This is a genomic window from Bradyrhizobium sp. USDA 3240 (genome assembly GCF_054063295.1).
This window is the reverse complement of record NZ_JBSSGD010000002.1, coordinates 3,753,893-3,778,152: the sequence shown is the minus strand read 5'-3', so window position 1 is coordinate 3,778,152 and position 24,260 is coordinate 3,753,893. Positions and strand designations below refer to the sequence as shown.

Below are 24,260 nucleotides of genomic sequence, written 5' to 3'. Positions count from 1 at the left end.
CCGCGCGTGATATCCAGACGGTATGAGACGGCTGAAGGCGATACGAAGGTGGTTCGGACGGCGCTTCGGCTATGCGCGGCTGGCCTGCGTGGCGCTGTTGATCGGCTTTGCCGCGCTGCGGGTCGCGGACCCGGCTCCGGTGCAGGAGCTTCGCGTCAGGACGTTTGACACGTTCCAGGTGCTCGAACCCCGCCAGAAGACCGCGCGGCCCGTCACCATCGTCGATATCGACGAGAAGAGCCTCGCCGATCCCCGGCTCGGGCAATGGCCGTGGCCGCGGACGCGGCTTGCCGACATCGTCATCAACCTCACCCGGCTCGGCGCCGTGGTGATCGCGTTCGACGCGGTGTTCTCCGAGCCCGACCGCCTCAACCCCGATATCGCGGCCGATACGTTCAGCAGCCTCGATGAGGAGATGCGCGCCAGGCTGCGGCAACTGCCGAGCAACGATAGCATCCTGGCCGACGCCATCAAGAACTCGCGTGTGGTGCTCGGCGAATCCGGCGGCCCCAACGTGCGCGCCGACCTCAACGAAAAGCTGCCGGTCACCGGGCTTGCGATGCTCGGCGAGGAGCCGCAGCGCTTCATGTTCCAGTTTCCGGGATTGTTGCGCAACGTGCCGGTGCTCGAGGAGGCCGCGGCCGGGCGAGGCCTGTTCACGATCAGGCCGGAACGCGACGGCATTGTCAGGCGGGTGCCGATGATGATGGTCGCGCAGGGCATCACCATGCCTTCGCTGACCTTCGAAATGCTGCGGGTCGCTGGCGGCTCGGGCACCATCCTGATCAAGACCGACAAGGCCGGCATCCAGAGCCTCGGCATCAAGGGCTTTGCGATCCCGACCGATCTCTATGGCCAGCTCTGGATCCACTACGCACGCCGTGACCCCTCGATCTACGTCTCGGCCGTCGATGTGCTGGATGGGCGGGTGCCGCCGGACAGGATCGCCGGCAAGCTGATCCTGATCGGCACCTCTTCGGTCGGGCTCAACGACATCAAGACCACGCCGGTGACGCCGGCGATGCCCGGTGTCGAGGTTCACGCCCAGGTGCTGGAGAGCGCGCTGACCGGTGACGTGGTTTCGCAGCCGAACTACGGCATCGGCATCGAGTTCTTCGCGGCGCTGATCATGGGGCTTCTGGTCATCGCCTTCGCGCCGAAGTTCGGTCCGATCACGCTGGTCGTCGTCGGCGGGCTGTTTGCCTCGGTGCTGATCGGCACCTCCTGGTACTTCTACTCCCAGCACCGGCTCCTGATCGATTTCACTTATCCGTTGATGTCGACCACGGCGATCTATCTCACCCTGATCTTCTCCGCCTTCGTGCGCGAACAGCAGCAGCGCCGCCAGATCAGGTCGCAATTCGTGCAGTACATGTCGCCCGCGCTGGTCGAGCAACTGGCGCAGGCGCCGGAACGGCTCGTGCTCGGCGGCGAAGAGCGCGAGATGACCATCATGTTCTCGGACATGCGGGGCTTCACCACGATCTCGGAAACCTATAAGCGCGATCCGCAGGGCCTCACGGCGCTGATGAACCGTTTCCTCACCCCGCTCACCAACGTGATTCTCGCCCGCAAGGGCTATATCGACAAATACATGGGCGACGCCATCATGGCGTTCTGGAATGCGCCGCTCGACGACAAGCAGCACCACCTCAACGCCTGCGAGGCCGCGCTCGACATGCTGGAGCGCGTCGACGAGCTCAACGAGACGCGCGAGGAGGAGGCCAAGGAAGGTGGCCACGTTTATGTGCCGCTCAACATCGGCGTCGGCCTCAACACCGGCACCTGCGTGGTCGGCAACATGGGGTCCGATCTCAAGTTCAATTATTCGGTGTTGGGCGACAGCGTCAATCTGGCCGCGCGCCTGGAGGGGCAGTCCAAGGAGTACGGCTTCCCGATCATCGTGGGATCGAAGACCGCGCTTGCGGTGAAGGAGAAGTTCGCGATCCTCGAACTCGACTTCATCATGGTGAAGGGCAAGAAGGAGCCCGAGGTGATCTATGCGATCGCCGGTCGCGAGAACGTGGCCGGTTCCGGCCGCTTCCAGCGGCTGCGCAACCTGACCATCGAGATGCTCGCCTGCTACCGCGGCCGCGACTGGGACGGCGCGCTCGCCGCGATCGAGCGCGGCCGCAAGACCGACGAGGCACAGACGCTGCAATATCTCTACCGCCTCTACGAGGCGCGCATCCGCGCCTTCCAGAAGGAGCCGCCGCCGGACGATTGGGACGGCGCCTTTGCGTTGACGACGAAATAGGTGATGCACGTTCGATGTCGTCCCGGCTGATGACGAAATAGACGCCACACGTTCGTCGTCGTCCCGGCGAAGGCCGGGACCCATACGCCGTGGCCGGCGTAGTGAGCAAGCGGCCAGACGGCTTTCTAACAACACCCATTCGTGGTTATGGGTCCCGGCATTTCGCCGGGACGACGAGAGACTTACTCCAGCCCGATCTGCGTCAGATCCTGGAACCAGTGCTGCGCCTGCACGAAGGTCTTCACCTTCGGCGACAGCGCGTGCGGATTGGTGTCGTGCACCACCCACACCAGCGCGGCATCGTCGACGATCAGCGCGTGCGCCTGCGCCAGCAGCGCATCCTGTTTCGCGCTGTCGAAGGTCTGCTTGGCCTCGTCGATCAGCGCGTCGACCTTCGGATTCTTGTAGCCGCCCCAGTTGACGCCGGTCGGCGCCACCTGGCCGGAATGGAAGAACCGCACGATGGCGTAGAGCGGATCCGAGGTGACATAGGCGATGTTGTTGGCGGTGATGCCGGCGTTCATCTCATCGGCGGCGCCCTTGCGCCAGTGCGAATAGAGTGTCTCGAGCTCGACCACCTTGAAGTCGATATCGATGCCGATCTCCTTGAAGCTCTGCTGCAGGAATTCATTCATCGGCAGCGACAGCATCTGCCCGGTGCCGCCCTGGGCGATGATGAAGGTCGTCTTCAGCGGCTTGTCCTTGGAATAGCCGGCTTCCTCCACCAGCTTTTTCGCGGCCGCGAGGTCGTATTTCAGTTCGAAGCTCGGCTTGCCGAACCACGGGCTCGACGGGTCGACCTGGCCCTTGGCCGGCTTGGCGAGGCCGTTCATCAGGCCAACCACCGCGTCGCGGTCGATCGCGAGGTTAAGCGCCTTGCGCAGCCAGCCGGATGTCGGTCCAGGGCGAACCCGGCAGCACGCTCAAATGATAATTCCAGACATGCGGCGTCACGTTGTCGACGATCCTCATGCCGGCGGCCTTGAGCTGCGGCACAGCATCTGGCGCCGGCGTCTCGATCAGGTCGACCTGGCCGGCCAGCAGCGCGTTGGTGCGGGTCAGCGCCTCCGGCATCGGGATCAGGATCAACTTGTCGACCTTTGCCAGCCGCTTCTTGTCCCAATAGTCCGGGTTTTTGGTCAGTTCGGCGAGCTCGCGCGGCACCAGCTTGGTCAGCTTGAACGGGCCGGTGCCGGAGGGCTGGCTGGCGAACTTGTCCCAGTCCTTGCCGAGCTTCTCATATTGCGCGGGGCTCGAGACCAGGAACCAGAGCATCTGGTAGGGGAAGAAGGAGTCGACCGTCTTGGTGGTGATCTCGATGGTCTGGTCGTCGATCTTGGCGTAGCTCGCAACCGAGGGCAGCCGGGTCTTGACCTGCGCACTCTGCCGCTTGTCGAATTGCGGTGCCTTGTCGTTCAGCACCTTGTCGAGATTCCAGATCACCGCGTCGGCGTTGAAGTCGCTGCCGTCGTGGAATTTGACGCCCTTGCGCAAGGTGAAGCGCCACTTGGTCTTGTCGCTGTCGTCGACCTTCCATTCGGTCGCAAGCCCGGGCACCAGCTTGCCGGGCCGGTCGGCAACGTCCATCTCCCAGGCCACCAGCGGATCGTAGATCGTGTAGGCGGTGAACTGATAGGCGCCGGCGCCGCGATCGGGCTGGCCGGTCGTCAGCGGAATGTCGGCCATCGAAATGCCGTAGCGCACAATGGACTCGGCTCGCGCCGACATGGCCGGCCAGCCCGCGGTCAAGGCGAGCGCCATTGCGGCCATCAGGATCGAATTGCGCGCGCGCATATGAAGGCTCCGTTGCTGGGAAGTCGGGGCCAAATCCTGCAAGCATGATGCCAGAATAGGCATCTTCGCACGGTTCAGACGCGAGGTGGGAAGAAATGACGCGCCCAGCGGTTATTTGCCGAAGAACTATTCCCCTTGGCACAGGCATTGCATACGCTTGCACAAGAAATAATCACCAAAACGTCACCAGACTTTGAAGGGGTTGCTCAGATGCGTAACAGGAAGACCAATGCGACGGCGATCATGCTGGCGCTTGCGATCGCCAATTGTGTGCCGGCGATCGCCAGCGCCGAGACCGTGCTGCGCATTGGCATGACGGCTGCCGATATTCCGCGCACGCTCGGGCAGCCCGACCAAGGTTTTGAGGGCAACCGTTTCACCGGGCTCACGATGTATGACGCGCTGACGATGTGGGACCTGTCGTCGTCGGACAAGGCGAGCGCGATGATTCCAGGCCTCGCCACCGAGTGGAAGGTCGACGATGCCGACAAGACCAAGTGGATCTTCAAGCTGCGTCCCGGCGTCAGCTTTCACGACGGCTCACCGTTCAATGCCGACGCCGTGGTCTGGAACGTCGACAAGGTGCTGAAGCAGGACGCGCCGCAATACGACGCGAGCCAGGTCGGCGTCACCGCCTCGCGCATGCCGACCTTGGTGTCGGCGCGCAAGATCGACGACATGACGGTGGAGTTGACCACCAAGGAGCCGGACAGCTTCCTGCCGATCAACCTCACCAATCTGTTCATGGCGAGCCCGGCCAAGTGGCAGCAATTCTACGACAAGGCCGAAGGTGCCGATGCCAAGGCGAAGTCGCAGGCCGCATGGGCGGCGTTCGCCAAGGACGCGTCGGGCACCGGCCCCTGGAAAATGTCGAGCTTCACCCCGCGTGAGCGGCTCGAACTGGTGAAGAACGAGAACTACTGGGACAAGGTCCGCGTGCCGAAGACCGAAAAGATGGTGCTGTTGCCGATGCCCGAGGCCAACGCGCGCACTGCGGCGTTGCTGTCGGGGCAGGTCAACTGGATCGAGGCGCCGGCGCCCGACGCACTGCCGGAGATCAAGCAACGTGGCTTCAATCTGTACTCCAACGAGGAGCCGCATGTCTGGCCGTGGCAGTTCTCCCGCGTCGAGGGATCGCCGTGGAACGACATCCGCGTCCGCAAGGCCGCCAACCTCTGCGTCGATCGCGAAGGGCTGCGTGACGGCCTGCTCGCGGGGCTGATGGTGCCGGCCACCGGCACGTTCGAGCCGGGCCACCCGTGGCGCGGCAACCCGACCTTCCAGATCAAGTATGACAAGCCGGCCGCGCAGAAGCTGATGCAGGAGGCCGGGTTCGGTCCCAACAAGAAGCTGACGGTCAAGATCCAGACCTCGGCGTCGGGTTCGGGACAGATGCTGCCGCTGCCGATGAACGAGTATCTGCAACAGGCTTTGGCCGAGTGCTACTTCGATGTGCAGCTCGACGTCATCGAGTGGAATACGCTGTTCACCAACTGGCGGCGCGGCGCCAAGGATCCGTCGGCCAACGGATCGAACGCGACCAACGTCACCTATGCGGCGATGGATCCGTTCTTCGCGCTGGTGCGCTTCCTGCAATCCGGCATGGCGCCGCCGGTCTCGAACAATTGGGGCTTCATCAACAACCCGAAGTTCGACGAGCTGGTGAAAAAGGCCCGCCAGACCTTCGAGCCGGCGGCGCGCGACGCCGCGCTCGCCGAGCTGCACGCCGCCTCGGTCGATGATGCGGCGTTCCTCTACGTCGCCCACGACGTTGCGCCGCGCGCGATGAGCCCGAAGGTCAAGGGCTTTGTGCAGCCGAAGAGCTGGTTCGTCGACTTCTCGCCGGTCTCGGTCGTGCCGTGACCTTGATGGCATAAATCGGTGCATCCTCTCCCCTTGTGGGAGAGGGTGGCTTCGCTGAAAGCGAAGCCGGGTGAGGGGTTGTCTCCGCGGACGCTCCTTTCTCGATCTGAAATGACTTCATCCGCGGATAGAACCCTTCATCCGGCGCGCTTCGCGCGCCACCTCCTCCCACAAGGGGAGAAGGAAAAGAGAGTCCAACGTGCTCGCATATACGTCCAGACGGATCGTCTACGTCATTCCGATCGTGCTCAGCGTTGCGCTGGTGTGCTTCCTCCTGGTGCACATCACGCCCGGCGACCCCCTGGTCGCGGTGCTGCCGGCCGATGCCTCGCAGGAGCTCGCCGCGCAATTGCGCAGCGCTTACGGCTTCGATCGTCCGTTGCCTGTGCAATTCGGCCTGTGGCTGTGGCGCGCGATCCATGGCGATCTCGGCAATTCGATCGCCACGGGGCGGCCGGTCCTGTCTGAAGTGATGCGCGCGGTTAGCAACACCGTGATGCTGGCGATTGCGGCTGCGATGATCGGCTTCACGCTTGGCTTGCTGTTCGGCCTGATCGCCGGCTATTTCCGCGACACCTGGGTTGACAAGGTCGCAACATCGATCGCCATCGCCGGCGTCTCGCTGCCGCATTACTGGCTCGGCATGGTGTTGGTCATCATCTTCTCGGTGCAGCTCAACTGGCTGCCCGCGGTCGGCGCCGGTCCTGGCGGCTCCGGCGCCTGGGCATGGGACTGGGAGCATCTGCGCTATCTGGTGCTGCCGGCGATCACCACCTCGGTGATCCCGATGGGCATCGTCACCCGCACGGTGCGCGCGCTGACCGGCGATATCCTGAGCCAGGATTTCGTCGAGGCGCTGCGCGCCAAGGGCCTGCGCGAGACCGGGGTATTTCGTCACGTCATCAAGAACGCGGCGCCGACCGCGCTTGCGGTGATGGGTCTGCAACTCGGCTACATGCTCGGCGGCTCGATCCTGATCGAGACCGTGTTCTCCTGGCCGGGCTCGGGGCTGCTACTGAACTCGGCGATCTTCCAGCGCGATCTGCCGCTGCTGCAGGGCACGATCCTGGTGCTGGCGCTGTTCTTCGTGCTGCTCAATCTCCTGGTCGACATCGCGCAGGCCGCGATCGATCCGCGCATCAAGCGGAGCTGAGCATGATCCGGAAAAGTGGGGACCGGTTTTCCCTCGCGACAAACGCGGAACGCGTTTGCGCGGAGATCATGCTCCAACAAAGAGCCAGCGCATGAGTGCGATGTCAGATACTGCATTGCAGGCCGCCCCCGCGACCAAGGCGCGCGGCTACTGGGCGACGGTCGGGCGCCGCATCAGGCGCGACAAGGTCAGCATGGCCTGCGCCATCATCCTGGTGCTGATCTTCGCCTCCGCGCTGCTGGCGCCATGGCTGCATCTCGCCGATCCCTATCAGGGCTCGATGATCCGCCGTCTCCGCCACATCGGCACGCCGGGCTATCCGCTCGGCACCGACGAGCTCGGCCGCGACATGCTGGCGCGGCTGATCTACGGCGGACGGCTGTCGCTGGTCATCGGCATCCTGCCGGTGGTCCTCGCCTTCATGATCGGCACCTCGCTCGGCCTCGTCGCCGGTTACGTCGGCGGCAAGCTCAACACCGCGATCATGCGCACCGTCGACGTGTTCTACGCCTTCCCCTCGGTGCTGCTGGCGATCGCCATCTCGGGCGCGCTCGGCGCCGGCATCACCAATTCGATCGTGTCGCTGACCATCGTGTTCGTGCCGCAGATCACCCGCGTCGCCGAAAGCGTCACCACCGGCGTCCGCAACATGGACTTCGTCGAGGCGGCGCGCGCGTCCGGCGCCGGTCCCTTCATCATCATGCGCGTGCACATGCTCGGCAATGTGCTCGGCCCGATCTTCGTCTACGCCACCGGCCTGATCTCGGTGTCGATGATCCTCGCGGCGGGTCTCTCGTTCCTCGGGCTCGGCACCAAACCGCCGGAGCCGGAATGGGGCCTGATGCTGAACACGCTGCGCACCGCGATCTATGTCAATCCATGGGTCGCAGCGCTGCCGGGCGCGATGATCTTCGCGGTCTCGATCTGCTTCAATCTGCTCAGCGACGGCATGCGCAGCGCCATGGACATCAGGAACTAGAGCATGAGCGAGGCCAATCTCTCCGTCGATATGCTGGAGCCGGTCGCCGATATCGGCGGCGCCGCGCAGCCGCTGCTGCAGGTCAAGGGGCTGACCAAGCACTTCCCGGTGCGCGGCGGGCTGTTCAGCCCGCGCAAGACCGTGCGTGCCGTCGACGACGTCAATTTCGCGGTCATGAAGGGTGAGACCGTCGGCATCGTCGGCGAATCCGGCTGCGGCAAATCGACCACCGCGCGGCTGTTGATGCACCTGATGGCGCGCGATGCCGGCGACATCATCTTTGACGGCCGGCAGGTCGGCCCGGCGCTTTCGCTGCGCGACTTGCGGCGGGGCGTGCAGATGGTGTTCCAGGACAGCTACGCCTCGCTCAATCCGCGCCTCACCATCGAGGAGTCGATCGCCTTCGGACCCAAGGTCCACGGCATGGCCGATGACACGGCGCGGACGCTGGCGCGCGAGTTGCTCGGCAAGGTGGGCTTGCGGCCGGAGATTTTCGCCAATCGCTATCCGCATGAAGTGTCCGGCGGCCAGCGCCAGCGCGTCAACATCGCCCGCGCGCTCGCGCTGTCGCCGCGGCTCGTGATCCTCGACGAGGCGGTCTCCGCGCTCGACAAATCGGTCGAGGCGCAGGTGCTCAATCTGCTCGCCGATTTGAAGCGCGAATTCGGCCTGACCTATCTTTTCATCAGCCACGATCTCAACGTGGTCCGCTACATCTCCGATCGCGTGCTTGTGATGTATCTCGGCGAAGTGGTCGAGCTCGGCCCGGTCGACGCGGTCTGGGATGCGCCGGCGCATCCCTATACCCGCGCGCTGCTGGCGGCGATGCCGTCATCAGATCCCGACAGGCGCACCGAAGTGCCGCCGATCTCGGGCGATCCGCCCAATCCGATCGATCCGCCGGCCGGTTGTCGATTCCACACCCGTTGCCCGTTTGCGGAGCCGCTCTGCGCAAACGACACGCCAAAACTCAGCGATCTCGATACAATGGGCCATCAAGCGGCGTGCTACATGGCCATTCCTGGCTCGGGGCACAGCCGCGCGCCGGCAAAAGCAAAAGGAGAAAACGCGGCATGACCAGACCAACTCCCAAGGACGTCAAGGTGATCGCGCACGTCGCCGACGTGCCCGCCGATGACGATGTCGCCACCCGCATCGCCAACTCGATCGGCCCGGCATTCGACGGCTTCACGCCGATCTCCGGCACGCTGCCGTTCGATCTCGAACCCGCGAGCTTCCTGCTGGCGCAGAAGGTGTCGAAATGAGCTCTGATCCGGCCCTGATGACGCTGACCTCGGTCGCCAAGGCGATCGCCGACAAGAAGGTCTCCTCGCATGAGGTGACGCGCGCCGTGCTGCATCGTATTGCGGAATGGCAGCCGCGCCTCAACGCCTATATGGCGATCGAATCCGAACAGGCGCTTGCCGCCGCCAGCGAGGCCGATGCCGCGCTCGCGAAGGGCAACAGCCGAGGCCCGCTGCACGGCGTGCCGCTGGCGCACAAGGACATGTATTACGAGGCCGGCAAGGTCGTGACCTGCGGCTCGCTGATCCGCCGCGACTTCGTGCCGAAGACGACCGCGACGGCGTTGCAGCGGCTGAAGGATGCCGGGCAGGTTCGGCTCGGCTCGCTGCAGATGGTCGAGTTCGCCTATGGTCCGACCGGCCACAATGTGCATTACGGCCCTGTGCGCAATCCCTGGAACACCGAGCACATCACCGGCGGCTCGTCGTCCGGCTCGGGCTCGGCGGTCGCCGCGCGTCTCACCTTTGCCGCGCTGGGTTCCGACACCGGCGGCTCGGTGCGCATGCCCGCGCATTTCTGCGGCGTCACCGGCCTGAAGACGACGGTCGGCCGCGTCAGCCGGGCCGGCGCGATGCCGCTGTCGCAGTCGCTCGATACCGTCGGTCCGCTGGCGCAGAGCGCGGAAGATTGCGCGTTGCTGCTCGGCCTGATGGCCGGCGCCGACCCCGAGGATCTGACGGCGTCGACGCAGCCGGTGCCCGACTATCTGGCTGCGACCAGACAATCGCTGAAGGGCCTCAGGATCGGCCTCCCGACGGCATTCTATGTCGACGACCTCGATCCCGAAGTGGCGCGTGTCCTCGACGAGACGGTGGCGACGCTGAAGGAGGAGGGCGCCGAGATCGTCAAGGTCGAGTTGCCGGATCAGCGCCAGCTCGGCGCCGCGTCGCAACTGGTGCTCGCGGCCGAAGCCGCAGCCTACCACAAGCGCTGGATGATCGAGCGGCCGCAGGATTACGGCGCGCAGGTCCTGATGCGGTTGCAAAATGGCCTCACCATTCCCGCGGTCACCTATCTCGAAGCCATGCGCTGGCGCGGGCCCGCGCTCGCCGCGCACAATGCGGCGGTCAACGGCATTGATGCGGTGATCGCACCGTCCTCGCCGGTGCCGGCGCCGACGATCGCCGAGAGCGACGTCGGCAATGGTCCGGGCGCGGAAGCGGTGATCCAGCGGCTGACCCGGTTCACCCGTCCGGTCAACTATCTCGGCCTGCCGTCGCTCTCGATTCCGTCGGGCTTCACCAAGGCGGGTCTGCCGGTCGGCATGCAGCTGATCGGCCGCTCCTTCGAGGAACCGGTGTTGCTCCGGATCGGCGCCGCCTTCCAGCGCGCGACCGACTTCCACGCCAGGGTGCCCAAGCTCGCATGACCAGCCTCGTCGAGATCAACAACCTCAACATCCGCTTCACCGGAGATCGCACGGTGCATGCCGTCAACGATCTCAGCCTGTCGCTCGGCGAGGGCGAGGTGTTGGGGCTGCTCGGCGAGTCCGGCTCGGGCAAGAGCGTGACGCTGCGCGCGCTGATGCGGCTGTTGCCGAAGAAGCGCACGCAGATCTCCGGCCGCGTCAATGTGCTCGGCCGGGACGTGCTGGCGATGGATGACGAGGCGCTATCCGCATTCCGCGGCCAGACCGTCTCGATGATCTTCCAGGAGCCGGCGCTGGCGCTCGATCCGGTCTACACCATCGGCCGCCAGATCGCGGAGACGGTGATGCGTCACGAGGGCAAGAGCGAGCGCGACGCCACCGCGCGCGCGCTCGAGATGCTCGAAGTGGTGCGGATCCCCTCCGCGAAACGAAGGCTCGACTCCTATCCGCACGAGATGTCGGGCGGCATGCGCCAGCGTGCGATGATCGCGCTGGCGCTGGCCTGCAAGCCGAAGATCCTGCTCGCGGACGAGCCGACCACCGCGCTCGACGCCACCGTGCAGATCCAGATACTGCTGCTACTGCGTGAGTTGCAGCGCGAATTCGGGATGTCCGTCATCTTCGTCACCCACGATATCGGCGTTGCCATCGAGATCTGCGACCGGGTCGCGGTGATGTATGCCGGCCAGATCGTGGAGCAGGGCGCCTTGCGCGACATCGTGCGCACGCCGGTTCATCCCTACGCGAAGGGCCTGCTGGCCTCGACCATTCACGGCGCGATGCGCGGCCAGCGGCTCGAGACCATTCCGGGCACGCCGCCTTCGCTCGACCACGCGCCGGCCAGCTGCTCGTTTGCGCCACGCTGCAAGTTCGCCGAACCGCGCTGCAGTGAACAATTGCCGCCTAGCGTGCAGACCGCGCCCGGGCATCTGGCGCGCTGCGTTCTCGCAGAACCGGCAGTCGCCGCGGTTTAGCTCGCCCGCGCGACCGCGTCGGCGATCCAGCGCCGCACCGCCGCGATCCGCCGGTCTCGCGCCTGCTCGGTGCGGGAGACCAGGTAGATCGTCTCATGATGCGCGGCCTCGAACGCAAACGGCGCCACCAGCCGCTTGCCGAAGCCCGGCCGCGCCTTGATCAGCGGCGCCATCGCGAGCGCCACGCCGAGCCCATGTTCGGCGGCCTCCAGCATCGCCGGCACGCTGTCGAGCCACAGATGTCCGCGCGGGGCGAGATGCGGCAGCCCGGCCTCCTTCAGCCAGGCCGGCCACCCCCGCGGTTGCGTCGTGACATGGATCAGCACCTCCCGCGACAAATCCGCGGGGGTCCGAAGCCCTGCCTTGACCAGCGCCGGCGTGCACACCGGCAATCCCCTGACCTGGACCAGCGGCTCGACCTTCAGCCCGGCGGCATGTTCTCGCCCGTAGCGGATCGCGACATCGACGCGGGAGCCGTTGAAGTCGGCATATTGGTGCGTGGCCTCGATCCGTAGCGTCAGTTGCGGATGGCGCCGCTTGAACTCCGGCAGCGCGGGCAGCAGTACGGCACTGGTGAAGAACGGCAACGAGCTGATCCACAGCTCGCCGCTGGCCTCACCGCGTTGCCGCAGCATGTCGCGGCTTGCTTCCTGCAGCGTGGCCAGCGCGGCCGACACCTTTGCAAGGTAACGTTCGCCGTCCGCGGTCAGCCGCACCGAGCGCGCGCCGCGGATGAACAGCTTGGTGCCGAACTGCTGCTCCAGTCCGCGGATCTGGTGGCTGATCGCCGACGGGCTCAGCGACAGGTCGCGCGCGGCACGGCGGAAGCTGAGCTGGGTCGCCGCGCGCTCGAAGGCGAGCAGCGCCGTCAGCGGTGGGATGGCCCGCGGATCCGGGGCGTCCAACGGGTGAATCCTGTTCACCTGAAGTGATGAATGGCCTTTTGTCATGGCCGCTATTCTTGGAGCAGATTGCTCCTGCGCTCAATCCTATTCACCTCATGAGGTCTCATCCGCCTTGGCCATCTTCGAACCGCTCGCCACACCGCATCACTGGAAGCCGGCCGCGCTGGCGGCGGGGCCGTTCGCAGGCCTGCAGGGCGGAGCGGTCGCAAGCCTGTTGACCGCCGAGGTCGAGGCGATGGCAGGTCCGCGCAACTGGGGCACCGCGATATCGGCTTCAGCCTGGTTCCTGCGGCCGACGCCGATGGCCGAATTGCGCACGCAAGTCGCCGTCGTGACCGAGGGCGGCCGGGTCAGCGTCGTCGACAACACGCTCTGGCCGGCCGGCGAGGAGCAGCCCTGTGCGACGGTGCGCGTGACGCTGACGCGCGAACGTGCGGTCGAGGTCCCCGGCTTTCACGGCAGCGCAGCCGACCCGGTGGATCCCACGCGCTTTCCGTTGCGCAGCCCGCACGCGGTCCATGGCCGCAGTTGGTTCATGGACGCGATGGAGGCCCGTGCCGGCGGCGACGTCGCCTGGTTTCGCATGCACCATAGCGTGATCACGGATGCCGGCCCGCTGGCGCGGGTGCTCGGTCCGGCCGACTGGACCCACGGCATCGCGCGCCCGGTGCAGAACGTGGTGGCCGACCCCAATCCGAATCTCGCGGTGCAGCTGTTCAGGCCGCCACGGGGCGCGTGGATCGGCATTCGCGCGGAGGCCCGCTGGCGCCCGGAGGCCGGGCTCGGCGTCGGCAGCGGGGTATTGCTCGATGTGGACGGCGAGATAGGCCGGGTCTCGATGTCGGTCATTCTCGTGCCGTTTCCCAGAAGCGCACCCGCTGCGGGTCCGGGTTCCGCGGCCGGCTAACGCTAATTATTCCTTCAACTGTCTGTGGCATCACAAAAATAGGCCGCCAACCATGCTTTGGTCGGCGCGACTTGAAATGGACGGTGGTCGCAAACGTCTATACAACGTGGTGATCACGTAGCCCTTTTTTGATTTGCAGAGATCGGTTTTTATGGCAGTTGCGCCCGCTGTCCGGCGTTCCGAACTGGCTGAGGCGCTGCGCGCATGCCGCAGTGCCTTCATTGGCGTCGGCCTCATCAGCTGCATGATCAACCTGCTCTATCTGACAGGTTCGATGTTCATGCTGCAGGTCTACGATCGGGTGCTGCCGAGCCGCAGCGTTCCGACCCTGGTCGGCCTCGTCGTCATCGCCGCGGTCCTCTACATGGCCCAGGGCGTGCTCGATCTGCTGCGCGGACGGATCCTCGGCCGCGTCGGCACCTCGCTCGACGAAGCGCTCAATGCGCGGGTGTTCGACACCATCGTGCGGCTGCCGCTGATGGCCGGCAATCGCAGCGAGGGCCTGCAGCCGCTGCGCGACCTCGACAATGTGCGTTCCTTCCTCGGCAGCATGGGTCCCGGCGCGTTCTTCGATTTGCCCTGGCTGCCATTCTACATGTTGATCTGCTTCGCATTCCATTGGCTGCTCGGCGTCACGGCGCTGGTCGGCGCGGTCATCCTGGTGACGCTGACGCTGATCACCGAATACATGTCGCGCACGCCCGCCAGGGAAGCGATGTCGCTCGCGGCGCGGCGCAACGATCTCGCCGCCTCCAGCCGCCGCAACGCCGAAGTGCTCGTGGCGATGGGCATGGCCGGGCGGATGAACAAGCGCTGGAACGAAGCCAACGAGGAGTATCTGTCGGGCAATCAGCGCGCGAGCGATGTGAGCGGCGGGCTCGGTGCGGTCGCCAAGGTGCTGCGCATGATGCTGCAGTCGGCCGTGCTCGCGGTCGGTGCCTATCTAGTGATCCACCAGGAGGCTACCGGCGGCATCATCATCGCCGGTTCGATCCTGAGCGCGCGGGCGCTGGCGCCGGTCGATCTCGCAATCGCGCATTGGAAGAGCTTCGTCGCCGCGCGGCAGAGCTGGCAGCGTCTCAACCGCCTGCTGCAGCAGATTCCGGCGCGGCCGGAGCAGACGCTGCTGCAGGCGCCGCAGAAGAAGCTTTCGGTCGAGGCGGTAACCATGGTTGCGCCGGGCGACCAGCGCCCGATCGTGCAGGACATCACCTTCGCCGTCGAAGCCGGCAGTGGCGTCGGCGTGATCGGCCCGAGCGGTTCCGGCAAGTCGTCGCTGATCCGGGCGCTGGTCGGCGTCTGGGTGCCGGCACGCGGCAAGGTACGGCTCGACGGCGCCGCGCTCGATCAATGGTCGTCGGACCAGCTCGGCCGCCATGTCGGCTATTTGCCGCAGGACGTCGAACTGTTCGCCGGCACGGTTGCGCAGAATATTTGCCGGTTCGATCCCGACGCCAAGTCCGACGGCATCATCGCGGCGGCCAAGGAGGCCGGCGTGCATGAGATGATCATCAAGATGCGCGAGGGCTACGACACCCAGGTCGGCGAGCAGGGCACTGCGCTTTCCGCCGGCCAGGCGCAGCGCGTCGCGCTGGCGCGCGCCCTCTACGGCAATCCGTTCCTGATCGTGCTGGACGAGCCGAACTCCAATCTCGACAGCGAAGGCGACGAGGCGCTGACCCGCGCGGTGCGTGGCGCCCGCGAGCGCGGCGCCGTCGTCATCGTGGTCGCGCACCGGCCGATCGGAATCGAGGGCGTCGACCAGTTGCTGGTGCTCAAGGACGGCCGCATGCAGACCTTCGGGCCGAAGGAGACCGTGCTGGCGCAGGTGCTGCAGCGCGTCGCGCCGCCGGCGCCCACGCCGATCAAGATCGTCGCCGATGCTGGGGCGACCAAGTCATGAGCGACCGCATGAGCGAGCAGCCGCGCAACGCACATGCTTCGATCAGAAAGCACCTCGTGGTCGGCCTCGTCGTGGTCCTGGTGCTGGGCGGCGGCGTCGGCGGCTGGGCCGCGACGGTGCCGATCTCGGGCGCGCTGATCGCGCCGGGCTCGGTGGTGGTCGATACCAACGTCAAGAAGGTGCAGCATCCGACCGGCGGCGTCGTCGGCGAAATCCTGGCGCGCGACGGCGACACGGTCAAGGCGGGCGACGTTGTCGTGCGTCTCGACGAGACCGTCGTGAAGGCGAGCCTTGCGATCGTGGTCAAGACGCTGAACGGTCTCTATGCGCGTGCGGCCCGGCTCCAGGCCGAGCAGCAGGGCCTCGACAAGATCGTGTTTCCGCCGCAGCTCACCGAGCAGGCGAAGGATCCCGACGTCCGCGATATCATGGCGAGCGAAACCAAGCTGTTCGAGGTGCGGGTCAACGGCCGCGCCGGCCAGAAGGCGCAGCTGCGCGAGCGCGTCACCCAGCTCAACGAGGAAATCGCCGGCCTGCAGGCCCAGGAAACCTCCAAGGACAAGGAGATCGCGCTGGTGCAGCAGGAGCTGGTCGGCGTCCGCCAGCTGTATGAGCAGCATCTGGTGCAGCTCACCCGTCTGACCACGCTGGAGCGCGACGCGGCGCGGCTCTCCGGCGAGCGCGCGCAGTACATTGCGTCGCGCGCCCAGGCCAAGGGCAAGATCACCGAGACCGAGCTGCAGATCATCCAGGTCGACAAGGACATGCTCTCGGAGGTCTCCAAGGACCTGCGCGAGGCCAACGACAAGATCGGCGAGTTCGTCGAGCGCAAGGTGACCGCCGAAGACCAGCTCCGCCGCATCGATATCCGCGCCCCGCAGGACGGCGTGGTGCTGCAATCCACCGTCCACACGGTCGGCGGCGTCGTCACCGCGGGCGATGCCATCATGATGATCGTACCGAGGGCCGATGACCTGTCGGTCGAGGCCAAGGTCAATCCGCAGGATATCGACAAGCTCCAGGTCGGACAGAAGACCGTGCTGCGGCTCTCTGCCTTCAACCAGCGCACCACGCCGGAGCTGAACGGCGTCGTCACCCGCGTCTCCGCCGACGTCAACACCGACCAGCGCACCGGGCAGAGCTACTACACGATCCGCGTCTCGATGCCGCCGCAAGAGGTCGCGCGCCTCGGCAGCGAGGTGAAGATCATCCCCGGCATGCCGGTGGAAGCCTTCGTCCAGACCGGCGACCGCACCATGCTGTCGTATCTGATGAAGCCGATGAGCGACCAGTTCATGCGCTCGTTCCGCGAGAAGTGATGGCTTCGGCCTCTCCTCGACGTCGTCCCTGCGAAAGAAGGGACCCGTAACCACAATCGGTTGTTCGGATCGACGCTGTGGCCACAGCGCCTTCAACAATCAGCATTTGTGGTTATGGGTCCCGGGTCGCGCTTCGCTTGCCCGGGACGACAGCGGAAATTACTGCGAGAGATTCCTCAGCAGTAACTCCAGCGCCGCCTTCGCGAACGCCTGCATGTTCGCCTGCCGGTCGCCGCTGGCGGTTTCCAGCGTGATCACCTGTTGCTGCGGACCTGCGACCGCCATGCAGCTATGGCCGGCGGCATCGCCGTAGCGGTTGCCGGTCGGGCCGGCGGCGCCGGTCTCCGACAATCCCCAATCGGTTGAGAGGCGCTCGCGGATCTGGCGCGCCAGCAATTGTGCGTAGGGTTCCGACGACGAGCGGAGGCCGCGCATGGCATCGTCGGAAATATCCATCAGCGCGCGCCGCGCGTCGCGGGTGTAGATCACGCCGCCGCCGAGGAAATAGGCCGATGCGCCGGGCACGGCAAGCAGCGATGCCGAGATCAGCCCGCCGGTGGACGATTCCGCGACCGCAATGGTCTGCTTGTTCGCGATCAGCTTCGCGGCGACCTGTTCCGCGATGGATGTGAGTGCGTTCATCGGCGCTCTTTCTCGTTGCTTGCCATGAAAATAGCGTGGGGCGTTCTGCCTTCCTAGCACACCACGTCGGCGTCTGCCGAGTTGCGGATCTTGGCACGGCCTGCTTGTATGTCGGACAACAACCAAGCGACGCCCCCGACAGTTGTTGTGAGAGCGTCTCGCAGAGGAAACACCATGACGTCGCCGATCGCGGGTGGCGTGGATTGCGATCTGCATCCCGCTGTGCCTCACCTCACCAGCCTGCTGCCGTACCTGAACGACTACTGGCGGGACCAGGTGACGACCCGCGGCATGACCGACCTGATCTCGCAATCCTATCCGACCAACTCGCCGATCGCCTCTCGGCCGGACTGGCGCCCCGCGCAGGGCAAGCCGGGTTCGAGCCTTGCCGACATGCAGCGCCAAGCGCTCGATCCGTTCGGCATCGCCACCGGCATCTGCAATCCGCTCTATGGCGTGCAGATGGTGTTCTCCGAGGACATGGCCGATGCGTTCTGCCGCGCGCTGAACGACTGGCTGGTCAAGGAATGGCTCGACAAGGACGATCGCCTGCGCGGTTCGATCGTGATCCCCGTTCAGAGCATCGAGAAGGCGGTCGCCGAAATCGAGCGCTGCGCGCAAGACAGGCGCTTCGTGCAGGTACTGATGCTCGTGATGGGCGACATGCCGCTCGGCAAGCGTCACTACTGGCCGATCTACGCCGCGGCCGAACGGCTCGGCCTGCCGATCGGCATCCATGCCGGCAGCGCCTATCACAACCCGCCGACCTCGGTCGGCTGGGGCTCCTATCATATCGAGGACTACGTCGCGCAGGCGCAGGCGTTCCAGACCCAGCTCACCAGCCTGATCGTCGAGGGCGTGTTCGCGCGCCATCCGAACCTGAAGATGGTGATGCTGGAGTCGGGCTTCACCTGGCTGCCGCCGTTCCTGTGGCGGCTGCACAAGTTCTGGCGCGGCGTACGGATGGAGACGCCGTGGGTCGATCGCGCGCCGCTGGAGATTGTGCGTAGCAACATCCGCTTCTCGCTGCAGCCGGTCGACGCACCGCCGGACGGGGATACGCTGAACCGGCTGTTCGACCATATGCAGTCGGACGAATTGATCCTATTCTCGACCGACTACCCGCATTGGCAGTTCGATGGCGACGAGGTGCTGCCGAAGGGGTTGTCGCAGGATCTGGTCCGCAAGATCATGATCGACAACCCGCATGCGACCTATCCGCGCTTGCAGGTGAAGGAGACGACGCCATGAACATCCAGATTCGGGAACGTCCCGACGGGGCCGCGTCGACCAGCGTCAAGACCGCGATCGCCGATTGCGACATCCATCCGGCACGCGCGACCAAGGACGAGCTGCATCCTTATCTGGCCAAGCGCTGGCACAGCCATCTCGAAACCTTCGGCGTCCATCCCTATCAGGGCATGATGGAAGGCCCGCCCTATCCGAAGGCGCAGCCCAATGCCTCGCGCCGCGATGCCTATCCGCCGGAAGGCGGGCCGCAGGGCTCGTCGCTGTCCTTCATGCAGAAGCAGCATCTCGATCCCAACAACGTCGCACTCGGCGTGCTCAACCCGCTCAACACCGGGCAGGGCATTCGCAACCAGGATCTCGCCGGCGCGATCTGCGCGGCGGTCAACGACTGGCAGATCGAGAAATGGACCAGCAAGGATTCGCGCCTCAAGGGCTCGGTCGTCGTCGCCAATGAGGACGGCGTGTCGGCCGCGGCCGAAATCCGCAGGCGCGCAGGCGACAAAAATTTTGTGCAGGTGCTGCTGCTGAGCCGCAATGTCGAGCCGCTCGGCCAGCGCCGTTACTGGCCGATCTATGAGGCGGCGCAGGAGGTAGGCCTTCCGATCGGCGTGCACGCCTTCGGCTTCGGTGGCAATCCGATCACCGCTTCGGGCTGGCCAAGCTATTACATCGAGGAGATGGTCGGGCATTCGCAGTGCCAGCAGACCGCGCTGGCGAGCCTCGTGCTCGAGGGCGTGTTCGAACGCTTCCCGAAACTGAAGATGGTGATGGTCGAGGCCGGGTTCGGCTGGGCGCCGTCGCTGGCGTGGCGGCTCGACAAGGTGTTTGCGCGGCTGCACGCCGAGGTGCCGCATCTGAAGCGCAAGCCGTCCGAATATATCCGCGATCACATCTGGTGGACGACGCAGCCGATGGAAGATCCGGAGAGCCGCGACCATCTATTCCAGACCATCGAGTGGATAGGCTGGGACAAGCTGCTGTTCGCGACCGACTACCCGCATTGGGATTACGACGAGCCGTCGCGGGTCCTGCCGGCCGGCGTCAGCGACGCCAACCGCCAGGCGTTCTATCTCGACAATGCGAAGCAGCTGTACGGTATCGCATGATCCGGAAAAGTGGGAACCGGTTTTCCGAATCAGATCATGCGTGAGAACAACTAGATGGCGCGTCATGTGATTGCCCCGGTGGACGAACTGCCGCCGGGTTCGCGAAAATTCCTCGAGATCGACGGACGGCCGATCGCCGTCTTCAACGTCAAGGGCGAGTTCTTCGGCCTGTTGAACCGCTGCCCGCATCAAGGGGCGGCGCTGTGCGAGGGGCCGCTGATCGGACTCGCCTCGTCGTCTGACCCCGGCGAGATCGAATACACCAAGCTCGGCGAGATCCTGCGCTGTCCCTGGCACGGCTGGGAGTTCGACATCCGCACCGGCCAGTCCTATTGCGACCCGCGCCGCTTCCGCGTGCGCGCCTACCCCGTCAGCGTCGAGCCGGGCACCAATGTGGTGAAGGGGCCGTATGTCGCTGAGACCATCAAGGTCGCGGTGGAGAGCGACTACGTGGTGGTGGATTTGTAGCGGCATGTCATTCCGGGGCGCGTCGAAGACGCGAACCCGGAATCTCGAGGTTCCGGGTGCGATGCTGCGCATCGCCCCGGAACGACTGCCAATCCGCTCATTCCGCCATCATCTGCCGTTCCCGCGCGTAGCGCACTAGCGCGACGAAGCGGTAGATGCCGTGCACGAATTTTCCGTAGGGCATCGTGATGAACAGCGCGAACACCACGCCGAGATGCAGCGCCAGCAGCGGGCCCATCGCGGCGCTCTCGCGCCAGAGCAGCAAGGCAAGGCCGGTAATGCTGGTCAGGAACAGCATCAGGATGAACGCGGTGTCCATGCCCATCTGCTGCTCGTCGACCAGCACGCGGTCGCGTTTCCATTTCTCTGACAGGAGCCCGATCGGGCCGACCACGAGGCCGATGCCGCCGAGCGTGCCGAGCACGACGGGCAGGTCCCACCACGCATAGGGCGCCTCGCGCGCCAGCAGGTAGTGGTACAGCGTGCCGACGCATGTCGCGGCGAAGCACAGGGCGAAGCCGTAGAAGGTGAAGTGGTGATACAGCTTGCGGCGGTCGGTCGGGTGATCGTCCTCGTTGAAGCAGCCGACGCCGCCACCGTCGAGATAGCGCAGCTTGCCGGCGTCGCGGACCGCCTGTAACAGCGATTTTGCGTCGGTCTTCATGCCGACCGGCTCGCCGATATCGCGCCAGAATGCGCGCACGCCCATCACCAGCGCGAGGATCGCGTAGAGCAGGGCGGCGCCGAACAGCAGCGCCATCGCATTGTGCGGCATCAATTTGTAGAACGCGCCGGGCCCGGTGTGGATACCGGTGAGCACGCCGCGGTCGTTGATCGCGGCGAAACCGAAGATGAAGGCGGCGACGCTGATTGCTGCGATCAGGCTGATGACGAGGCCGTTGCGCGCGAACGCGCCGGAGAAGGCCCGCGGCCAGGCGTAGGCGGCGTAGGACTCGGCGCGCGCCACCGCCAGGGTCTTCGGGACGTTGACGTTGAATTCGTGCGGTGGCGAGAACTGGCAGTCGGTGTAGCAGGCGCCGCAGGCATGGCAGAGATTGGCGAGATAGTTGAGGTCGCCGTCGGAGAAGGCGCGGCGCATCTCCATCGCGGGAAACACCGCGCACAGACCCTCGCAATAGCGGCAAGAATTGCACACCGTCATCAGACGGTCAGCTTCCTGCAAGATCCTCGTCCCGTGCATCGCGCCAGCCTTGTCCTCAGTTCCGCGCATTCTTCGCCGCTTCCCGTCCGGCGACGCGGCCGAACACGCTGCCGATGGTCATGCCGATGCCGGCGGCGTAGCCCTTGCCGAGCACGTTGCCGGCCATGATCTCGCCGGCGGCGAACATGTTGGCCGACGGCTTGCCGTCCTTCATCAGCATCCGCGACTGCTTGTTCACGCGGGTGCCGAGATAGGTGAAGGTGATGCCGGGCCGCACCGGATAGGCGAGATAGGGCGGCGTCTCGATCCTGCGCGCCCAATGCGTCTTCGCCGGCGTGATGCCTTCGGTACGGCAGTTGTCGAGGATGGTGTGATCGAACGTCCCGGGCTGCACCGCGGCGTTGAAGTCGGTGATGGTCTTTTCCAGCGCTGTAGCGTCGAGCTCGAGCTTGCCCGCGAGTTCGGCAATCGTCGCGCCCGCGATCGGCGGAAACAGCGTCGGCATGAAGCTCGTCACGACGGTGGAATCGAAGATGATGTAGGCGATCTGGTCCGGCTGTGCGGCGACCAGGCGGCCCCAGATCGCGTAGCGCTTCGGCCAGATGTCCTCGCCTTCATCATAGAAGCGCTCGGCATGCTTGTTGACGACGATGCCGAACACGACCGAGTCGTGGCGGGTGATGATGCCGCCGTCGAATTTCGGCGCACGCGCATCGATCGCCACCGCATGGCATTGCGTGGGATCGCCGATCTCCTGCACGCCCTTGGCGAGCAGCATCTTGAGGATCGCGCCGCGGTTATAGGGCGTGCCGCGGATCAGGAAATTGTCGGCGGCCTCGCCCCAATATTGCTTCAGCCATTCGATATTGGCCTCGAAGCCGCCGGCCGCCGCGACCAGCGTTGAGGCGCGGACCTCGGTCTTGCCGCCGACCGGCTGCTTCAGCTGCGCCGACAGGAACATGCCGTCCTCGATCACGAGATCGATCACCTCGGCATCGTAGAGGACGTCGACGCCGAGCTCCTCGGCGGTGCGATAGAGTGCGTTCAGCATCGCGCGGCCGCCGCCGAGGAAGAACGAGTTGGTGCGGCCAAGGCTGAGCGTGCCGCCGAGCGAGGGCTGCCAGCGCACGCCCTGTTCGACGATCCAGTTCAATATGTCCTTGGACTCGTGGATCATGAAGCGGGCCAGTTCCTCGTCGGTCTGGCCGCCGGTCACCAGCAGCAAATCCTTCCAGAACTCCTCCTCGGTGTAGGGGCCGGTGAGGATCTCGGTCGCCGCGTCATGGGCGCAGCGCATGTTGCGGGTGTGGCGGGTGTTGCCGCCGCGGTAGAATTTCGGGGCGCCCTCCAGCACCAGTACGGAGGCGCCGGCGCGCCGTGCGCTGATCGCTGCGCAGAGGGCGGCGTTGCCGCCGCCAATCACCAGCACGTCGAACCTGCGCGTCAGATCAACCATGCGCTCTTGTTATCGTTGTTGGCATGGAAAGCAACATGCCGGGGCAGGCGATCGGCCTGCCCCAATTGCATGCGCAAAGATCACGCCGCAACCGTCTCGCGCTGCTCGATGGTCTGGCCGCCACGGTAGACGATCAGCGCCGCGATGATGCCGAGAACAGCGCCGAACATCAGCCAATAGGCCGGCGAGGCCTTGTCCTGCCCGGTCATGGCGATCAGCTTGGTCGCGACAAAGGGAGTCGACGTGCCGAATATGCCTGCCGCCAACGCGAACGCGATCGAGAAACAGGTGGTGCGGACATGCGCCGGCACGATCTCGACCAGGCATCCCAGCATCGTGCCGCTGTAGACGCCAAAGTAGAACGAGAACATCATCTGCACAGCCAGCAGTTTTCCGAGCGTGGGCTCATGCGCGAGCCACGACAGTGCCGGGTAGGCGGTCACGAATGACAGGCTCGCGATCGCGATCAGCACCGGCTTGCGGCCGATCCGGTCGGACAGCGCGCCGCCGACCGGATTCCAGATGAAATTCGTTACCGCAACGAGCAGGGTCACCAGCAGTGTCCCGGAGGCCGAAAGGTGCAGCTCCTTGCCGAAGCCGGGCGCATATACGGTGATGAAATAGAACGTCGTGGTGGTCAGGACCGCGATCATCATGCCCAGGATGACGATGCGCCAGTTCTCGAGTGCCGAGGCGAACACTTCGCTTGGCGTCGGGTGCTTCTTCATGGCCAGGAAGGCCGGCGTCTCCTCGAGCGAACGCCGCAACATGAAGATCACGGGAATGATGAGGCATCCGATGAAGAACGGGATGCGCCATTTGGCGACGCCGCCGCCGATCGCATCCAGGAAGGTGTCGCCCGGGATCACCTCTCTCAGGACGAAGCCGATCACGGCCGCAACAAAGATGGCGACCTGCTGGCTGGAGGATTGAAACGAGGTGTAGAAACCGCGGTTGCCGGGCGTCGCGATCTCGGAAAGATAGACGGAGACGCCGCCCAGCTCGACGCCGGCGGAGAAGCCCTGGATCAGCCGGCCAATCAGCACGATGATCGTTGCGGCAATGCCGATCGATGCGTAGGACGGGCAGAAGGCAATCACCACCGTGCCCAGCGCCATCAGCGCGAGCGTCACGATCAGGCCCTGGCGGCGGCCGATGCGATCGATGTAGGAACCGAGTACGATCGCGCCCACGGGACGCATCAGCGCGCCAAGCCAGAAAACGCCATACGCATTGAGGAGCGCCGCGGTCTCGTTCTGGGCGGGAAAGAATGCTTTCGCGATGTCCTGCGCATAGAAGCCGAACAGAAAGAAGTCGAATTGCTCGAGGAAATTGCCGCTGGTCGCACGCAGGATGGCGCCAAGACGCGACTTGATTTGCGGTGCTTGCGATGAACTCGACTGCGACATAACGCCCATTCCTCCCCGTGACACAAAGGCCGGCGCAA

Annotated in this window: 19 protein-coding genes and 1 pseudogene; 14 read left to right on the top strand and 6 right to left on the bottom strand. The window is 65.3% G+C overall.

Going from position 1 to position 24,260, the window contains the following annotated elements; all coding sequences use genetic code 11:
• The first annotated feature begins 22 nt into the window (after window positions 1–22).
• Window positions 23–2,257 (top strand): CHASE2 domain-containing protein, encoded by a 2,235-nt coding sequence (locus ACVIGA_RS18580; RefSeq protein WP_456667480.1) that lies wholly within the window; start codon window positions 23–25, stop codon window positions 2,255–2,257.
• Window positions 2,258–2,439: 182 nt separating this feature from the next.
• On the opposite strand, the pseudogene ACVIGA_RS18575 reads toward ACVIGA_RS18580, so the two are convergent.
• Window positions 2,440–4,051 (bottom strand): annotated as a pseudogene (locus ACVIGA_RS18575) (ABC transporter substrate-binding protein).
• 210 nt (window positions 4,052–4,261) lie between these two features.
• Between ACVIGA_RS18575 and ACVIGA_RS18570 the strand changes: the two are divergent.
• From ACVIGA_RS18570 to ACVIGA_RS18540, 7 genes are all read left to right on the top strand, one after another.
• Window positions 4,262–5,914 (top strand): ABC transporter substrate-binding protein, encoded by a 1,653-nt coding sequence (locus ACVIGA_RS18570; protein WP_456667479.1) that lies wholly within the window; start codon window positions 4,262–4,264, stop codon window positions 5,912–5,914.
• Between the two features lie 199 nt (window positions 5,915–6,113).
• On the top strand, window positions 6,114–7,067 hold the full coding sequence (locus tag ACVIGA_RS18565) for an ABC transporter permease (RefSeq protein WP_223972469.1): 954 nt from the start codon (window positions 6,114–6,116) through the stop codon (window positions 7,065–7,067).
• 91 nt (window positions 7,068–7,158) lie between these two features.
• Window positions 7,159–8,046 (top strand): ABC transporter permease, encoded by an 888-nt coding sequence (locus ACVIGA_RS18560; protein ID WP_456667478.1) that lies wholly within the window; start codon window positions 7,159–7,161, stop codon window positions 8,044–8,046.
• 3 nt (window positions 8,047–8,049) lie between these two features.
• Window positions 8,050–9,123, top strand: coding sequence for an ABC transporter ATP-binding protein (locus ACVIGA_RS18555; protein ID WP_456667477.1), 1,074 nt, complete (start codon window positions 8,050–8,052; stop codon window positions 9,121–9,123).
• The gene (locus ACVIGA_RS18550; protein ID WP_456667476.1) at window positions 9,120–9,311 is read left to right on the top strand and encodes a hypothetical protein; all 192 of its coding nucleotides are present in this window, start codon (window positions 9,120–9,122) and stop codon (window positions 9,309–9,311) included. Before ACVIGA_RS18555 ends, ACVIGA_RS18550 begins: the two co-directional genes overlap by 4 nt.
• Window positions 9,308–10,720 (top strand): amidase, encoded by a 1,413-nt coding sequence (locus ACVIGA_RS18545; RefSeq protein WP_456667475.1) that lies wholly within the window; start codon window positions 9,308–9,310, stop codon window positions 10,718–10,720. The genes ACVIGA_RS18550 and ACVIGA_RS18545 overlap by 4 nt, the downstream gene beginning before the upstream one ends.
• On the top strand, window positions 10,717–11,694 hold the full coding sequence (locus ACVIGA_RS18540; protein WP_375777434.1) for an ABC transporter ATP-binding protein: 978 nt from the start codon (window positions 10,717–10,719) through the stop codon (window positions 11,692–11,694). The genes ACVIGA_RS18545 and ACVIGA_RS18540 overlap by 4 nt, the downstream gene beginning before the upstream one ends.
• Here the strand turns inward: ACVIGA_RS18540 and ACVIGA_RS18535 are convergent.
• The gene (locus ACVIGA_RS18535) at window positions 11,691–12,599 is read right to left on the bottom strand and encodes a LysR substrate-binding domain-containing protein (RefSeq protein WP_456667474.1); all 909 of its coding nucleotides are present in this window, start codon (window positions 12,597–12,599) and stop codon (window positions 11,691–11,693) included. The genes ACVIGA_RS18540 and ACVIGA_RS18535 overlap by 4 nt on opposite strands.
• 112 nt (window positions 12,600–12,711) lie before the next feature.
• On the opposite strand from ACVIGA_RS18535, the gene ACVIGA_RS18530 reads away from it, so the two are divergent.
• From ACVIGA_RS18530 to ACVIGA_RS18520, 3 genes are all read left to right on the top strand, one after another.
• A complete protein-coding gene (locus tag ACVIGA_RS18530) occupies window positions 12,712–13,506 on the top strand; it encodes an acyl-CoA thioesterase domain-containing protein (protein ID WP_456667473.1) in 795 nt (264 codons plus the stop codon).
• Between the two features lie 151 nt (window positions 13,507–13,657).
• A complete protein-coding gene (locus ACVIGA_RS18525) occupies window positions 13,658–15,409 on the top strand; it encodes a type I secretion system permease/ATPase (RefSeq protein WP_223972483.1) in 1,752 nt (583 codons plus the stop codon).
• The gene (locus ACVIGA_RS18520) at window positions 15,406–16,728 is read left to right on the top strand and encodes an HlyD family type I secretion periplasmic adaptor subunit (protein ID WP_456667472.1); all 1,323 of its coding nucleotides are present in this window, start codon (window positions 15,406–15,408) and stop codon (window positions 16,726–16,728) included. The genes ACVIGA_RS18525 and ACVIGA_RS18520 overlap by 4 nt, the downstream gene beginning before the upstream one ends.
• A 159-nt stretch (window positions 16,729–16,887) precedes the next feature.
• Here ACVIGA_RS18520 and ACVIGA_RS18515 read toward each other — a convergent pair whose 3' ends face one another.
• Window positions 16,888–17,370, bottom strand: a complete 483-nt coding sequence (locus ACVIGA_RS18515) for a CinA family protein (RefSeq protein ID WP_456667471.1) — start codon at window positions 17,368–17,370, stop codon at window positions 16,888–16,890.
• 174 nt (window positions 17,371–17,544) lie between these two features.
• On the opposite strand from ACVIGA_RS18515, the gene ACVIGA_RS18510 reads away from it, so the two are divergent.
• Genes ACVIGA_RS18510 through ACVIGA_RS18500 form a run of 3 tightly spaced genes read left to right on the top strand, consistent with a single transcriptional unit; the run spans window position 17,545 to window position 20,195 of the window.
• Window positions 17,545–18,621, top strand: a complete 1,077-nt coding sequence (locus ACVIGA_RS18510; RefSeq protein ID WP_456667470.1) for an amidohydrolase family protein — start codon at window positions 17,545–17,547, stop codon at window positions 18,619–18,621.
• The gene (locus tag ACVIGA_RS18505) at window positions 18,618–19,727 is read left to right on the top strand and encodes an amidohydrolase family protein (protein WP_375777429.1); all 1,110 of its coding nucleotides are present in this window, start codon (window positions 18,618–18,620) and stop codon (window positions 19,725–19,727) included. The genes ACVIGA_RS18510 and ACVIGA_RS18505 overlap by 4 nt, the downstream gene beginning before the upstream one ends.
• A gap of 54 nt (window positions 19,728–19,781) precedes the next feature.
• The gene (locus ACVIGA_RS18500; protein WP_016846808.1) at window positions 19,782–20,195 is read left to right on the top strand and encodes a Rieske (2Fe-2S) protein; all 414 of its coding nucleotides are present in this window, start codon (window positions 19,782–19,784) and stop codon (window positions 20,193–20,195) included.
• A 97-nt stretch (window positions 20,196–20,292) separates the two neighbouring features.
• Here the strand turns inward: ACVIGA_RS18500 and tcuB are convergent, their stop codons facing one another.
• The 3 genes from tcuB to tcuC form a co-directional block, all read right to left on the bottom strand.
• Window positions 20,293–21,396 carry a tricarballylate utilization 4Fe-4S protein TcuB gene (gene tcuB, locus ACVIGA_RS18495; protein ID WP_456670840.1) on the bottom strand — a complete coding sequence of 368 codons (1,104 nt, stop codon included), beginning with the start codon at window positions 21,394–21,396 and terminating at the stop codon, window positions 20,293–20,295.
• A 16-nt stretch (window positions 21,397–21,412) separates the two neighbouring features.
• Complete coding sequence (gene tcuA, locus ACVIGA_RS18490; RefSeq protein ID WP_456667469.1) at window positions 21,413–22,813, bottom strand: FAD-dependent tricarballylate dehydrogenase TcuA; 1,401 nt, start codon at window positions 22,811–22,813, stop codon at window positions 21,413–21,415.
• An 80-nt stretch (window positions 22,814–22,893) separates the two neighbouring features.
• Window positions 22,894–24,222: a tricarballylate/proton symporter TcuC gene (gene tcuC / locus ACVIGA_RS18485; RefSeq protein ID WP_456667468.1), complete on the bottom strand. Its 1,329-nt coding sequence runs from the start codon at window positions 24,220–24,222 to the stop codon at window positions 22,894–22,896.
• Window positions 24,223–24,260: the final 38 nt, after the last annotated feature.

Coding starts and splice junctions, on each gene's coding strand:
- ACVIGA_RS18580 (WP_456667480.1), top strand. CDS start 23: ATGAGACGGCTGAAGGCGATACGAAGGTGGTTCGGACGGCGCTTCGGC.
- ACVIGA_RS18525 (WP_223972483.1), top strand. CDS start 13,658: ATGGCAGTTGCGCCCGCTGTCCGGCGTTCCGAACTGGCTGAGGCGCTG.
- ACVIGA_RS18505 (WP_375777429.1), top strand. CDS start 18,618: ATGAACATCCAGATTCGGGAACGTCCCGACGGGGCCGCGTCGACCAGC.
- ACVIGA_RS18510 (WP_456667470.1), top strand. CDS start 17,545: ATGACGTCGCCGATCGCGGGTGGCGTGGATTGCGATCTGCATCCCGCT.
- ACVIGA_RS18545 (WP_456667475.1), top strand. CDS start 9,308: ATGAGCTCTGATCCGGCCCTGATGACGCTGACCTCGGTCGCCAAGGCG.
- ACVIGA_RS18515 (WP_456667471.1), bottom strand. CDS start 17,370: ATGAACGCACTCACATCCATCGCGGAACAGGTCGCCGCGAAGCTGATC.
- ACVIGA_RS18520 (WP_456667472.1), top strand. CDS start 15,406: ATGAGCGACCGCATGAGCGAGCAGCCGCGCAACGCACATGCTTCGATC.
- ACVIGA_RS18540 (WP_375777434.1), top strand. CDS start 10,717: ATGACCAGCCTCGTCGAGATCAACAACCTCAACATCCGCTTCACCGGA.
- ACVIGA_RS18500 (WP_016846808.1), top strand. CDS start 19,782: ATGGCGCGTCATGTGATTGCCCCGGTGGACGAACTGCCGCCGGGTTCG.
- tcuA (WP_456667469.1), bottom strand. CDS start 22,813: ATGGTTGATCTGACGCGCAGGTTCGACGTGCTGGTGATTGGCGGCGGC.
- tcuB (WP_456670840.1), bottom strand. CDS start 21,396: ATGCACGGGACGAGGATCTTGCAGGAAGCTGACCGTCTGATGACGGTG.
- ACVIGA_RS18550 (WP_456667476.1), top strand. CDS start 9,120: ATGACCAGACCAACTCCCAAGGACGTCAAGGTGATCGCGCACGTCGCC.
- ACVIGA_RS18560 (WP_456667478.1), top strand. CDS start 7,159: ATGAGTGCGATGTCAGATACTGCATTGCAGGCCGCCCCCGCGACCAAG.
- ACVIGA_RS18570 (WP_456667479.1), top strand. CDS start 4,262: ATGCGTAACAGGAAGACCAATGCGACGGCGATCATGCTGGCGCTTGCG.
- tcuC (WP_456667468.1), bottom strand. CDS start 24,222: ATGTCGCAGTCGAGTTCATCGCAAGCACCGCAAATCAAGTCGCGTCTT.
- ACVIGA_RS18555 (WP_456667477.1), top strand. CDS start 8,050: ATGAGCGAGGCCAATCTCTCCGTCGATATGCTGGAGCCGGTCGCCGAT.